The sequence below is a fragment of the Chloroflexia bacterium SDU3-3 genome (assembly GCA_009268125.1).
In the GTDB taxonomy this organism is placed as follows: Bacteria; Chloroflexota; Chloroflexia; order Chloroflexales; family Roseiflexaceae; genus SDU3-3.
This window is the reverse complement of the sequence record WBOU01000014.1, coordinates 169565-181942: the sequence shown is the minus strand read 5'-3', so window position 1 is coordinate 181942 and position 12378 is coordinate 169565. Positions and strand designations below refer to the sequence as shown.

Sequence of the window (12378 nt, the reverse complement as noted above, 5' to 3'; positions counted from 1 at the left end):
CCAATGGCAGTGCAGCTTGTTCACCCTGGCCATCGCGTGGCAAAACCGCCAGCACGCGTTCGGTCTATCCATGCCCGTTCGCTGGAAAGTGTACTTCTGACACTTCCCAAAAGTGACACCATGTGAGAGCTAGAGGCTATGGGCCTGATGCACGACACAGGCCGAGCCGCGTTTGGGCGGCGCAGCGAGGCGCACGCGCTAGTATACTCGCACGAGAAGCCAGCCTTGGACATGCCCGAGCCATACGAGCGGCAGCTCCAGCAGCACGCGGCGGCCTGGGCTTTCTTCAGCACGCAGGCACCATCGTACCAGAAGGCCGCACGCTGGTGGGTAGTCAGCGCCAAGGCCGAGGCCACGCGCGCCAGACGGCTGGCCCAGCTGATCGACGACTCGGCGCGGGGGCAGCGGCTGGCGAACCTTTCGCGCAGACCCAAGGCCACCGCACCTAAAGAGGAGGCTGAACCAGCCGAGCCATAGGCCCGCATCACAAGAAGGGGGAGAGCAATGCGCCGAGTTGCGATCTGCTGCGCCCTTGTGTGCGGCCTGCTGGTCGCTGGGGGCGGCCTGGACACCGATACCGCCAGCGCTCACCAAGCCTCGCATGCCGCGCCGAGCGTTGACACCGGCGGCACCATCGAGATCAGCGGCGTCACACGCCGCTTTGTCTCCGCGGTCTCCGCCGCCGCCGCGCCCGCCGAAGGCCGCCCGCTGGCTATCTGCCTGCATGGCGACGGGGGAAACATGGGCATCAGCACCGCCTGGCGAGCAGCGGTGCTGTCCGACAGCGGCGGCGCAGGCGAAACAACCATCGGGGCAGACGGATTAAAGATGCTACCTGCCCCATGGCATATATGAAACTTGCCTACCCTCGGGCGGCAGTCCCAGCGCCGCCAACCGCGCTGCGAACGAGGCATGTAGCGCCTCGGGCAGGCCCGCCACCCCAACCACCAGGGCGTGGTACCACGGGTTGTGGTGCGCGCAGTCAAACGCGAAACGACAGACTACCTGCCCAGGATAGTCGGCCAGATCCGCGAGCGCGGCGGCGATCTCATCGCCCGCATCGTCGAAGTTGCCAGCCCCATAGGCCGCCTCAACGAGGCGGATGGGGATGCGGTAGGCGCGAGCGGGGTGGCCCTGGAAACGTCGCATCATAGCAGCACCCTCTCTCCTCCAGCGGAAGAAGTCGCGCACACGGCGCACAGCCCGCCGCTAGTGGCGGACGAAACATTCATCAGACTACCGCGTATCATACAGTAGTACCAGGATGGAGAAGAAACACACTCCCACAAGCGGGGCGGCGACGAATAGCTGGGCAAAACACACCCCCTCGCATTGGCCCGCAGAAAAAAGAGGGAAGACTGTGCAAACATCACCTGCATGGGTTCTGCTGCTAGGGCTTATAGGAATTGCCACATGCGCCGCCCCGCCAACAGATCAAGAAGAAACACACATTGAACAAGCGCTGACCTACGCTCCACAAAGCACCAGATCGGTTATCTTTACCGACTGGAATATGGCGCGGCACGAAGCGAAGATGGACTCGCTAAACAGCGACAGCCCGGATGCCGACAAAAACCGTTTCTACCAGCAGCAAGATCAGACGTGGACGAGCTTTAGCCCTTCGATCAGCGCCCTCATTGACTACCGTGCGCAGCGCTGGGGCACCAACGTGACCGACTTTGTATGGTCGGCAACCCTAGCCATACCTAGCGACCCAATAGACCCAACATCCACCGAAGTGGCCAATGTAATACGGCTGAAAGATAGTGTCGATCTTGATTATGTCGGACATTTTATCCTATTGAATGGCTACGACCTTGAAAGAAACGGATCGATAGGGATCTACACCGCCACCAACGCTAGCCGCCAGAATTTAAAAAGAACCAGCAAGCCTGCGGATCTTCAGCTCTACCAAGAGCTACAGGCATTCGCCCTGCTGCCCGAAGATCGCTTGCTCATCGCAGCACACTCGCGGCAAAGTATCGATAGCATTTTGGAAGTGTACGAGCACCCTGAGCTATCGTTTAGGAACAAAATAGGCGTTTCCAGCATGTTGGACCATATGCGAGGTGTATCTACCGCGCTGCTCCAGCCTTTTTTAGATGAGTGCCGCGAGTATCGGGTAGGCCGGATTATGGCGCAGCTTCATGAAAATGATCAGAAGGCTATCGAGGATGCACTCGGCGCATCGATAGCCAAACTGCACGACTACAGTTTGCTTGGGTTTGGCTACCGCATGGATGGCAACCAACCTACCGCCATCGCCTCGATAGCCTACGACTCCACATCGCGCATGCGCGACGACCACCAAACTCGCGTGCGGCTAGGCACCGAAGGGTACACACTCAAAAAGCACTATAGCTACCAGCGCACCGCCTTCACCACCACGCCGCAAGAGACCCAAGCGCTCATTACCACACTGGTGCTCAAAAGCGACGATCCCACCGCCAAGACGTTCCATAATATGGCGACAGCCCACGACTTCCTGTTCGCCGCATGCAACTAGCCAGCCAGTGCCAACACACCCAAGACGCACAAAAAAGGGTGTTAGCTCACCCACTTGCGCTAGTGCACCCTACGAAATGCCGACACACACCCAGCACCGCATCCTCGCACAGCACCAGCAAAGCGTTGGGCAAAATCAAGCTGTGACACCGCATGTCGCAGCGCCGCGCTACAATTACACACGCATCGTCACACTCAAGCAAAAGGAGCACACCTATGGTCAACGCCGATCTCGACCTGCGCTTTGAAGAGATGGGCGAGCGCGACATTCCCGCCGTCACCGAGGTGATGGCGCGGGCTTTTGACGACGACGCGCAGCGCCACCTGGGCGAGGCAAAGGGCGGCCCCGATGGCTACGATAACGGCGACTTCTTCCGCACATGGCTGCTGGGCTACCAAGAGAGCGTGGGCTACAAAGTGCTCGCCGGGCCGGATATCGTCGGCGCAATGATCGTCTGGATAAACCCGAACCGCCACTATGTTCTCGGTACGATCTTTGTTGACCCGGCGTGGCAGAATAAAGGCGTGGGGCGGCGGATGTGGGCGTTCCTACGAGAGCGCTACCCCGAGGCCCTAAGCTGGGGGCTTGAGACGCCCGTGTGGGCCACAAAAAACCACCATTTCTACGAGCAGAGCTGCGGGTTCAAACGGGTGGGCCAGCAAGACGACCAATACACCTACCACCAGACCCTGTAGAGCGGGCTGAACGAGACGTGCGCCGGGGCAAACGGCCCAGTGCGCACGCCCTACAAAGCAGGCAGGCTATGCGGGGCGTGCCCCGCATAGCCTGCCAGAACATAGCGCTCCCCCCTTGTGCTATACACCCTCGCAGACACAAATGTGAGCAAAGAATAATATCCCCCGCGCCGAGCATCAGCTATAATCCCACTGTCTGATAGCTATCAGATAAGCAGCGAGCAATGCAAGGAGGCGGCATGATAGAGCATTCATACAGATAGATATTACCCCAACGATATCACAAACTCCGCTATCGCGCTCGATTGGCACCCCGCCCCAGCCACCAGACCACGCAGGTCATCCCCCCGCCCTAGCCACATCGCCAACCGCCCGTGCCGCCCTGCGCGCTATCCATACGCCACCGCCAGAGGCCACGAGACAAGCGCCCAACCAACCTCTGCCAACAGCATAGGCCCGCGCATTGCTATCGCCACCGCAGGGAGCAGGGCCGATAGAGCATACGGTACGCCGAACAGCAGCTACGCGCCACCCGCAGGCTGTGCGCGCCACGCCAAAGGAGCGAACGCAATGATGAGCCGACCCTCGGGGCGCTGCGAGACCACCGCAGCACAGCCAGACGCGCCATGCCAGCACCTAGCGTTCCTGGATGGGCTGCGGGGCATCGCCGCGCTGTACGTGGTGATCTTCCACGCCTACTACTTCACGCGCGAGATCGACCTGGGGCCAGCGGCGGAAATCGCGACGCTGTGGATGAACTACGGGCACTATGCGGTGGATGTGTTCATCGTGCTGTCGGGGTTCTGCCTGATGCTGCCGCTGGCCAGAGCGGGGGTAGACGAGCTGCCCAACGGCTTCGGCAGCTACCTCTACCGGCGGGCGCGGCGCATCCTGCCGCCCTACTACGCGGCGCTGGCCATGTCGGCGGCGCTAGTGTACGCAGGGCAGGCCATGCAGCGGCACGGGCAGGTGGGCGGCGGGCAGATCAACGACGCGCTGACCCCCGACATTGTGCTCTCGCACATCTTCATGGTGCACAACCTGGATTTCACATGGGCGCACCGCATCAACACCCCCCTGTGGAGCGTGGCGACCGAGTGGCAGATCTACTTTGTGTTCCCGCTGGCCCTGCTGCCGCTGCGCCGACGCCTGGGCAGCGCGGCCACGGTGGGCGTGGCGCTGGTGGTATCGCTGCTGCCGTGGCTGCTGCTGCCCGAGGAGCGCAGCTTCTACTGGGCGTACCCGTGGTTCGTGGCGCTGTTCGCCATGGGCATGCTGGCGGCGCGGGTGGTGGCCAGCGGCGAGGCGCACCCGCCGCTGGCGCGCTGGCCGCGCCTGTTCGGCTGGCCGGTCATTCTGCTATGCTACGGGCTGGCCTGCCTACCCTGCTTCCCCTACGATGCGCCAGAGTGGATCGCCGATGTGCTAGTGGGTATCGGCACCACCTACCTGGTGATCATGTGCGCACGGCGGGCGCGGCGCGGCGACGCTGGGCGGCGTCACCTGAGCATGCGGCTGCTGGAGTCGCGCTGGGCGGTGGGGCTGGGCGGCCTCTCGTACAGCCTCTACCTCATCCACAACCCCATCCAGCAGGCGATCTTCCGCCTGGCCAGCGGGCGGATCGCGTCGCCGCACGCGCTGCTGCTGCTTCAGATCTTTGTCACCACGCCGCTGCTGCTGGCCGCCGCCTATGTGTTCCACCGCATGTTCGAGCGGCCCTTCCTGAACCACAGCCCAGCCCAGCGCGAGGTGCGCCCGGCCATGGCGGCGACGAGATGACCGTCTTACCACAAAGGCGCGAAGTTCTTTTACCACCAAGACCCCAAGACTCCAAGGAAGACAAAAGCTGTTTTACCACGAAGACCCGAAGGCGCGAAGGGAACGAAACGAGAACGTTTTACCACCAAGGAACACAAGAACTGTTTTATCGCGAAGGCGCGAAACCCATGGGGGGTAGGCAGGGGAAGATAGCGCCACCGACAGCGGTGGTATACTGGGCGCGGCCTCACGCGACGACGCTACATAGAGACGAGGGCGCACCATGGCGGTCAACAATCCCATCCTCCAGTCCGACTTCCCCGACGTTGATGTCATCCGTGTCGATGACACCTACTACATGATCAGCACGACCATGCACTTCATGCCCGGCGCGGTGATCCTGCGCTCGTTCGACCTCGTGCACTGGGAGATCTTCACCCACGTGTTCGAGACGCTGGACGACACGCCCGCCCAGCGCATGGAGGGCGGCCAGAGCATCTACGGCCAGGGCATGTGGGCCGCGTCGTTGCGCCACCACGGCGGCACCTTCTATGTGTGCTTCGTGGCCAACGACACGCGCAAGACCTACCTCTACCAGGCGCAGGACATCCGCGGCCCGTGGCGGCGGCAGATCGTCGAGGGCTTCTACCACGACTGCTCGCTGCTGTTCGACGACGACGGGCACACCTACATCGTCTACGGCAACACCGAGATCTTCATCACCGAGCTGCGCGGCGACCTGAGCGGCCCGCAGGAGGGCGGCCTGCACCGCGTGATCATCCGCGACCAGCCCGGCGTGGCGCTGGGCTACGAGGGTGCGCATATCTACAAGATCGATGGCAGGTACTACGTCTTCCTCATCCACTGGCTGGCCGACGGCACGCGGCGGCGCACCCAAGCATGCTTCGCCGCCGACGCGCTGGGTGGCGAGTTCAGCGGCGGCGACATCCTGGATGACGACATGGGCTACCACAACATGGGCGTGGCCCAGGGCGGCGTGGTGGATACGCCCGACGGCGACTGGTACGCGGTGCTGTTCCAGGACCAGGGCGCGGTCGGGCGGGTGCCGGTGCTGGTGCCGATGCGCTGGGAGAACCGTTTCCCCGTGCTGGGCGTAGGCGGCAGGGTGCCCGCCTATGTGGAGACGAAGAGCACGCGCCCCAATCACATCTACGCGCCATTCGTATCGAGCGATGACTTCCGCTACCAGCCCAACGATGATGGAACCATCACCCTGAGCAGCGTGTGGCAGTGGAACCACGCCCCCGACAACGCGCTCTGGAGCGTGGATGGTGCCAGGGGCGCGCTGACGATCACCACCGCGCGGCTGAGCGAGAACGTGACGCGCGCGGCCAACGTGCTGACCCAGCGCGCGATCTGGCCGGGCTGCTCGGCCAGCGTGCAGGTGGACGCCAGCGCGCTGCGCGAGGGCGACTACGCCGGGCTGTGCGCGCTGCAGGGGCGCTACGGCATGGTGGCCATCACCAAAGAAAATGGCCAGCTCTTTGCGGTAATGCAGGGCCGCCCCGGCGAGGCCGACTACACCATGGGCCAGACATGCGACACCGAGGCGGGCGTGGAGCACGGGCGGGTGGCGCTGGGCGAGCGGGAGGCCACGCTGATGGCGCGGCTGCACTTCCGCGACATGGAGGACTACGCCGAGTTCTTCTACCTGCAAGGCGGGGAGTGGCGGCAGATCGGCGCGGCACAGGGGCTGTACTTCGGCCTCGACCACTTCGTGGGCTGCCGGTTCGGCCTGTTCATCTACGCCACGCAGGAGAGCGGCGGCAGCGCGAGCTTCCGCGAGTTTGTGTACGCGCGCGAGGGGTAGCGACTACCCCTGCGCCACATACTCCACCGCGTGGGCCTCGGTCAGGTCGGGCAGGTCGAGCTTGCCCACCAGGCGCAGGATGACCGACTGGGGCACGCTGGCGGCGCGATCGCGGTTGCGGCGCAGCACCGTGGGCAGCGGCGCATCCAGATAGACCACGCGGCAGCGCGCGCCGTAGGCCAGCAACATATCGATCAGCGGGTCGCGCAGCTGGCGGGTGATGTTGGTGGCGTTCCATGCGAAGGGCCGCCTGCGCCGCAGCAGCTCGCGGGCCTGCTCCTTGGCGGCCTGCACCACCGCGCCCTGCGAGTCGCCTGGGTCCACGCCCATCTGCCTGCGGATAGCGTCGAGCGAGACCACCGGCAGATCGGGGGCGTGCTGGCGCAGCCATGTGTCCTTGCCCGCGCCCGGCAGCCCCGAGAGCAGCAGCACCTCGCCCCATGTCTCGTCGTAGGCGTGGTAGCTGGGGTCGGCCTGGGCCATGCGGAAGTAGCGCACGCGGCTGTGGTCGCTGGGGAACGGGCGTGGCAAGGCAAGGCAGCCGTGCTCGGCGCACACCGCGCGGAACAGGTCGACCCGCCCGATCAGGTCATCTTGGTCGGGGCAGCTGCGGCCCCGCGCGTCGGCCTCGGCCAGCAGCGCCACCTGGGCCAGGCTGGCGCGGTAGCTGGCCGCAAACACGGCGCGGTCGGGGTCATCCTTCTCCACAAACCACAGCGGCAGGCCGTGCATACGCACCAGCGCCACCACCGCCTCGCGGGCGGCGAAGGGCAGCGCCGCGCCCACGCCCTCGCTCGACCACAGCAACTGGCGGGCCAGCTGCGCGCCGCGCCGCGCGTGGCCGCGCGACGAGATATGGCCATCCGGCTCGTGCCGTGTGGTGCTGGGCTTGCCGATGTCGTGCAGCAGCGCGGCCAGAAACAGGGTGGAGCGCTCGTGCTCGGGCAGCGCCTGCCAGGCGGGCATGGCAACCATGGACTCGGCCACCATGCGCGTGTGGGTCAGCACATCGCCCTCGGCGTGGTACTCGGGGTCTTGCGGCACGCCCGCCAGCTGCTGCAGCCAGGGGAACATGGCCATCGCGCCGTCCCAGTCGATCCGCCACGTGGGCGGCGCGGGGCAGAGCGGCAGCATCCACGGCGTCTGAACGTTCACCATAGCGATGCTCCTGGCCGCAGCTGGTTCGGCACCAGCGGGCGGTCCATCCAGTGGCTCCCCGAGTCGATCACGGTCTGGAGAAAGCCCGAGCGCACATACTTGTAGCGCGCCGCCACCAGGCCGCGATCCTCGACCTTCACATACAGCCCCTCCATCAGGCCGGTCGGGTCAGTCTCGCGCAGCACCTGCTCGGCATCCACGCCCACGGTGTGGGCCACGGCGCGCAGCCGCTCGCGGTGATCGGCGGCGATAAACAGCGAGGGGCCGAGCAGCGCGGTGAGCGCCGCCATGGAGGGCAGCGCGCCCTGGTGCAGCACCGCCACCGAGGCCACGAAGGGCGCGCGCTCCAGCATGCGCATGCGCTGCGGTGTGGAGAGGAAGGTGCGCTCGCGGGTGTCGAGGATGTCGAACTCCATGAAGTAGTGCGGCAGGTCGGTGTAGAACGTGGTGTGCTTACCATACAGCCACTCGCCGTACATCACATAGCGGTCGCCCAGCAGCGGCCACAGATCGGCGGTGTAGCGCTGCGCCCAGCCCTTGAACAGGGCAAACTGGCGCTCGCGCGGCCCGCCTGTCAGGTAGTGGCCGCGGCTCTGCAGCCGAACGCGGCCATCAGCATCGAAGCTGATGGCCGCGTTCGCCCCATCCATCTTCTCTTCCACCACCAGGTGCCGACCGGCCAGCTCGCGGAAGGGCGCCACATCCAGATCCTCGTCGCCCGCCTGCACGCCCGAGCCAGCAAGGTGCTGGGTGCGGGGGTATTTATAGATAGGCTCCATCGCACACCTCGCGCTGATCTCGGCGATAACGGTTAGGCTTCAGGCGTAGGTGGTGTGTACGATGATAGTTCATGATCAATCCCCAGAAAAATGACATTCTCGCGCCTAGTATAGCCCGCTCGGGCGCGCGCCACATCGGCCATTTGTCGGCTTTGGTGGGCAAGAAAGGGGGAACCGCCAGTGCGCCCGCTCTATGTATGCCTTCGCATCTTCGGGGTGAATCGGTTCGGCTTCATATCTTCGTGGTATTCGTGCCTTTTGCACCCTTGCTGTCTTGGTGGTAAATCGGTTTTCCACCCGGCCAGCGACATGCGCTATACTGAAGTGTTAAACGATCGCGGCCCGCCTTGGTTCGGCGGAGAGCGCCAGACAGAGGAGGGTGTGATGATTTTGACGCTGATCGGCATGTCGGGGGCGGGCAAGAGCTTCCTGGCGGGGAAATGTGCAGCCCACGGCTTCGCGGTGATCGACTGCGACGCCCAGATCGCCGCGCGGCTGGGACAGCTGGTCGGCCCGGTGGGCAGCACGCTGGAAGAGGTGGGGGCTTGGATGGGCCTACCGCACCAGGATGGATTCGCCGAGCGCGAGGCCGCCTTCCGCGCCTGCGAGCAGCAGGTGCTGGCCGATGCCCTCGGCCAGGCCGAGCGCCACCGCCAGGCTGGCCGCGACTGCCTGATCGACACGGGCGGCAGCGTGATCTACGCCGACGCCGCGCTGCTGGAGCGCATGCGGCAGCGCAGTACCGTGATCTACCTGCACACCCCCGACACCATCCTGCCCCAGATGCTGAGCGCCTACCTGGCCCAGCCCCGCCCGGTGGTCTGGCACGGCGCGTTCGAGCAGCGCCCCGGCGAGCCGCTGGAGGAGGCGTACCGCCGCAGCTACGCCAGCCTGATCGCCCAGCGCCAGCAGCGCTACGCCCAGCTAGCCCAGATCACGCTAGAGTACGGCGCGTACCGTGGTTCCGAGCTGGCCGCGCAGGATCTGCTGCGGGTGGTGCGCGAGTGGGAGGAAGTGCAGGGGGCGCGGTAGAGTCAGGCGTTGGGTGCAGCAAAAAATGGCCGCAGGATCATTTTGAGACAAAAACAGGTGCTTTGCTTGCAGCTATTGTCTATAATACCCGTATAGCCACTATTGCCTATGAAGGAAGCACCCAAGATGAAGCTCTTATTTTGCGGACACTGCAATGATGTGGTGCGGCTCTTCCCCGAGCCGCGCTACTGCAAGTGCGGTAAGTCGTGGGGGCAGTACCTGCCCGACAACAGCACCACCATCCAGACCAGCTACACCGCCTCGATCGGGCTGGCCAATCCCGATTTTAGCCAGGCGCTCGACACGCTCATGGCCGACCGCGAGCACTTCTCGCCGCTGCTCTCCATCCGCGCATGGCTGAACCCCGACTCTGAAACCGACGTGCGGTATGTCGCGGAAGATGTGACGCCCGAGCAGGCGATGCCCCCTCAGCAATAGCCGATGCGGCGCGGGGAACGTTCCCCGCGCCGTTCCTCACCGTTTTAGCACAGCACCTCGACGGTAAAGCCGCCAGGGGCCTGCATATAGAACGTCCACGAGCGATGCATGCGCGACGGCGGCGGCACATCGAAGCCATCGGCCTTCAGCCGCGCGTTGATCTCATCCACCATCGCCTCGCTGGGCTGGATAAAGCCGATGTGGAAGCCGCCAGGGTAGCGCACCTCGGTCTCCTTCGCCATCACGGCGCTGGTCAGCGCGATCACGGCACCGTTATCATCCTTTAGGAAGGCCATGTGCTTATTGCGGCCTATGTCCTCCAGGCCAAAGTAGGTCGAGAGAAACGCCTGGGCCGCATCTACATCCGTCACCGTCAGGTTGAGGTGGTTCAGCTTCATCTCTCTTCTCCTCTCGCTTTAAAAAACAACCAATCTATCGCCCAGCTGGCTCGCTCTCGGGCAGCGGGGCCAGCGCTAGGCTCTCGCAGAGGGTGTGAAGCAGGGCTGCGGCGTCGTGCAGGCGCTCGGCGCTGTGGGCCGCGCCGAGCTGGTTGGCCCAGGCAGCGTGCTGCCGTGCCACATAGGCGAGAGCATCCTGGCCCTTGGCGGTGATGCGCATCAGCTTGGAGCGGCGGTGGTGGGGGTTTTCCTCGAAGGTGATAAAGCCCTCCTGCGCCAGCGCGTCGGCGGTCTGCTGCACGCTTTGGCGGGCCAGCCCCATGGTGCGCGCCACATGCGGCACGGCAACCGGGCCGTGCTCGACCACGCCCAGCACCTGCCAGCGCGCGCTGCTCAGGCCCACGGGGCGGGTCAGCCGGTCGCCCGCATCGAGAATAGCGCCGTTGATGCGGAAGATCTCAAGCACGAGCGCGCTGAAGGCCTGGCCTTCGGAGGTGAGTGTTTGCATATGACAGTATCCTACCAAATTGACAGGTAGCTGTCAATACATCTCCAGACCTATTTTCCTAACGAAAGCACAGCTTGCGCGATTCCGCTATACTGAGGGCGATGCGCAACCCTTGCGCCAGGGAAGAGAGGATATTTGGATGGACGAGCAAGGAAAGCGCTACCCAGGCGAGGGCGTGGTGGTGCGCTACAACGCCCAGCGCTGCATCCACTTCGCAGCGTGCGTGCGCGGGCTGCCGCAGGTGTTCGACCCACAGCGCCGCCCGTGGATCATGGCCAGCAACGCCGAGGCCGACGCGCTGGCCGAGGTGGTGCGCCAGTGCCCCACCGGCGCGCTGCATATCGAGCGGCTGGATGGCGGCCAGGGCGAGCTGCCCGCCGCCCACGCCACCGCCCACGTGACCGCCGACGGCCCGCTGCATATGCGCGGCACGATCTCGGTGCGCCACGAGGACGGCACCGCGCTAGCCAGCGACACCCGCGTGGCGCTGTGCCGCTGCGGCATGTCGGCCAGCAAGCCCTTCTGCGATGGCTCGCACCGCCAGGGCTTCCGCGACCCGGGCGGCGTGGCCACCCGCCCCCAGGCCGCCCCAGCCGAGGGGCCGCTGGAGGTGACGGTGTGCGCCCATGGCCCCTACCGCACCGCTGGCACCCTGGCCATCCACAGCGCCGATGGCGGCGAGCCACAGATCTGCCGCAACGCCGCGCTGTGTCGCTGCGGCCTATCGGCCAGCAAGCCCTTCTGCGACGGTTCACATACCGCACTAGACCCGGAGGAACTCCCATGAGCAGCGATGAGATCACGATCACCAACAACCCCGAGAAGGGCCGCTACGAGACAACGGTCGATGGCAAGCTGGCCCTGCTGGAATACCGCGACGCAGGCGGCCAACGCTACTACACCCACACCGAGGTGCCGCCCGCGCTGGAGGGGCGCGGCATCGGCAGCAGGCTGGCCTGCGCCGCACTGGATGAGGCCCAGGCGCAGCAGCTCTCAATCGTGCCGCTGTGCCCGTTTGTGCGCAGCTACATCGATCGGCACCCCGAGTACAAGCCGCTGGTGAAGTTCTAGCACTCGCCCAAGGATAGGCGACAGACTATCGTTGGGCGCTATCAGGGCCGATATGCGCAGGGGAGAACGGGCAACGCTGGAGGTATTGCCTGTTCTCCCTGCACAGCATGCTGCCTAGGGAAGCGGTTGCCTTGTTCCCTTCGGGCCTTCGCGTCTTCGTGGTAGAAACCTTCTGGCGAACGAGAACACCTAAATCCTGTGGGT

15 protein-coding genes are annotated in these 12378 nt (G+C 64.8%); 10 read left to right on the top strand and 5 right to left on the bottom strand.

The features are described 5' to 3' along the window. Window positions 1-138 precede the first annotated feature (138 nt). Together F8S13_20745 and F8S13_20740 are read left to right on the top strand one after the other, a co-directional pair. Window positions 139-477 carry a YdeI/OmpD-associated family protein gene (locus F8S13_20745; protein ID KAB8141231.1) on the top strand — a complete coding sequence of 113 codons (339 nt, stop codon included), beginning with the start codon at window positions 139-141 and terminating at the stop codon, window positions 475-477. 27 nt (window positions 478-504) lie between these two features. Further along, window positions 505-855: a hypothetical protein gene (locus tag F8S13_20740; protein ID KAB8141230.1), complete on the top strand. Its 351-nt coding sequence runs from the start codon at window positions 505-507 to the stop codon at window positions 853-855. Here F8S13_20740 and F8S13_20735 read toward each other — a convergent pair. Then, on the bottom strand, window positions 832-1152 hold the full coding sequence (locus F8S13_20735) for a hypothetical protein (GenBank protein KAB8141229.1): 321 nt from the start codon (window positions 1150-1152) through the stop codon (window positions 832-834). The genes F8S13_20740 and F8S13_20735 overlap by 24 nt on opposite strands. Window positions 1153-1360: 208 nt before the next feature. Between F8S13_20735 and F8S13_20730 the strand changes: the two genes are divergently transcribed. From F8S13_20730 to F8S13_20715, 4 genes are all read left to right on the top strand, one after another. Then, complete coding sequence (locus F8S13_20730) at window positions 1361-2506, top strand: hypothetical protein (protein ID KAB8141228.1); 1146 nt, start codon at window positions 1361-1363, stop codon at window positions 2504-2506. 152 nt (window positions 2507-2658) lie between these two features. Next, the gene (locus tag F8S13_20725) at window positions 2659-3201 is read left to right on the top strand and encodes a GNAT family N-acetyltransferase (protein ID KAB8141227.1); all 543 of its coding nucleotides are present in this window, start codon (window positions 2659-2661) and stop codon (window positions 3199-3201) included. Window positions 3202-3771: 570 nt separating this feature from the next. Further along, window positions 3772-4980, top strand: a complete 1209-nt coding sequence (locus F8S13_20720; GenBank protein ID KAB8141226.1) for an acyltransferase — start codon at window positions 3772-3774, stop codon at window positions 4978-4980. 262 nt (window positions 4981-5242) lie between these two features. Then, window positions 5243-6790 (top strand): glycosyl hydrolase 43 family protein, encoded by a 1548-nt coding sequence (locus F8S13_20715; protein ID KAB8141225.1) that lies wholly within the window; start codon window positions 5243-5245, stop codon window positions 6788-6790. Window positions 6791-6793: 3 nt separating this feature from the next. Here the strand turns inward: F8S13_20715 and F8S13_20710 are convergent, their stop codons facing one another. Both F8S13_20710 and F8S13_20705 read right to left on the bottom strand, forming a co-directional pair. Further along, window positions 6794-7948, bottom strand: coding sequence for an AAA family ATPase (locus F8S13_20710; protein KAB8141224.1), 1155 nt, complete (start codon window positions 7946-7948; stop codon window positions 6794-6796). Continuing rightward, window positions 7942-8727, bottom strand: coding sequence for a DNA ligase (locus F8S13_20705; GenBank protein KAB8141223.1), 786 nt, complete (start codon window positions 8725-8727; stop codon window positions 7942-7944). Before F8S13_20705 ends, F8S13_20710 begins: the two co-directional genes overlap by 7 nt. 309 nt (window positions 8728-9036) lie before the next feature. Here F8S13_20705 and F8S13_20700 point away from each other — a divergent pair, with 309 nt between their 5' ends. Both F8S13_20700 and F8S13_20695 read left to right on the top strand, forming a co-directional pair. Continuing rightward, window positions 9037-9759: a hypothetical protein gene (locus F8S13_20700; GenBank protein KAB8141222.1), complete on the top strand. Its 723-nt coding sequence runs from the start codon at window positions 9037-9039 to the stop codon at window positions 9757-9759. 126 nt (window positions 9760-9885) lie between these two features. Beyond that, window positions 9886-10197 (top strand): hypothetical protein, encoded by a 312-nt coding sequence (locus tag F8S13_20695; GenBank protein ID KAB8141221.1) that lies wholly within the window; start codon window positions 9886-9888, stop codon window positions 10195-10197. A 44-nt stretch (window positions 10198-10241) separates the two neighbouring features. Here F8S13_20695 and F8S13_20690 read toward each other — a convergent pair whose 3' ends face one another. Both F8S13_20690 and F8S13_20685 read right to left on the bottom strand, forming a co-directional pair. Further along, on the bottom strand, window positions 10242-10595 hold the full coding sequence (locus F8S13_20690) for a VOC family protein (protein ID KAB8141220.1): 354 nt from the start codon (window positions 10593-10595) through the stop codon (window positions 10242-10244). Window positions 10596-10629: 34 nt separating this feature from the next. Then, the gene (locus F8S13_20685; protein ID KAB8141219.1) at window positions 10630-11103 is read right to left on the bottom strand and encodes a MarR family transcriptional regulator; all 474 of its coding nucleotides are present in this window, start codon (window positions 11101-11103) and stop codon (window positions 10630-10632) included. A gap of 139 nt (window positions 11104-11242) precedes the next feature. Between F8S13_20685 and F8S13_20680 the strand changes: the two genes are divergently transcribed. Together F8S13_20680 and F8S13_20675 are read left to right on the top strand one after the other, a co-directional pair. Next, window positions 11243-11890 (top strand): hypothetical protein, encoded by a 648-nt coding sequence (locus tag F8S13_20680; GenBank protein ID KAB8141218.1) that lies wholly within the window; start codon window positions 11243-11245, stop codon window positions 11888-11890. Next, window positions 11887-12174, top strand: coding sequence for an N-acetyltransferase (locus tag F8S13_20675; protein KAB8141217.1), 288 nt, complete (start codon window positions 11887-11889; stop codon window positions 12172-12174). The genes F8S13_20680 and F8S13_20675 overlap by 4 nt, the downstream gene beginning before the upstream one ends. Window positions 12175-12378 lie beyond the last annotated feature (204 nt).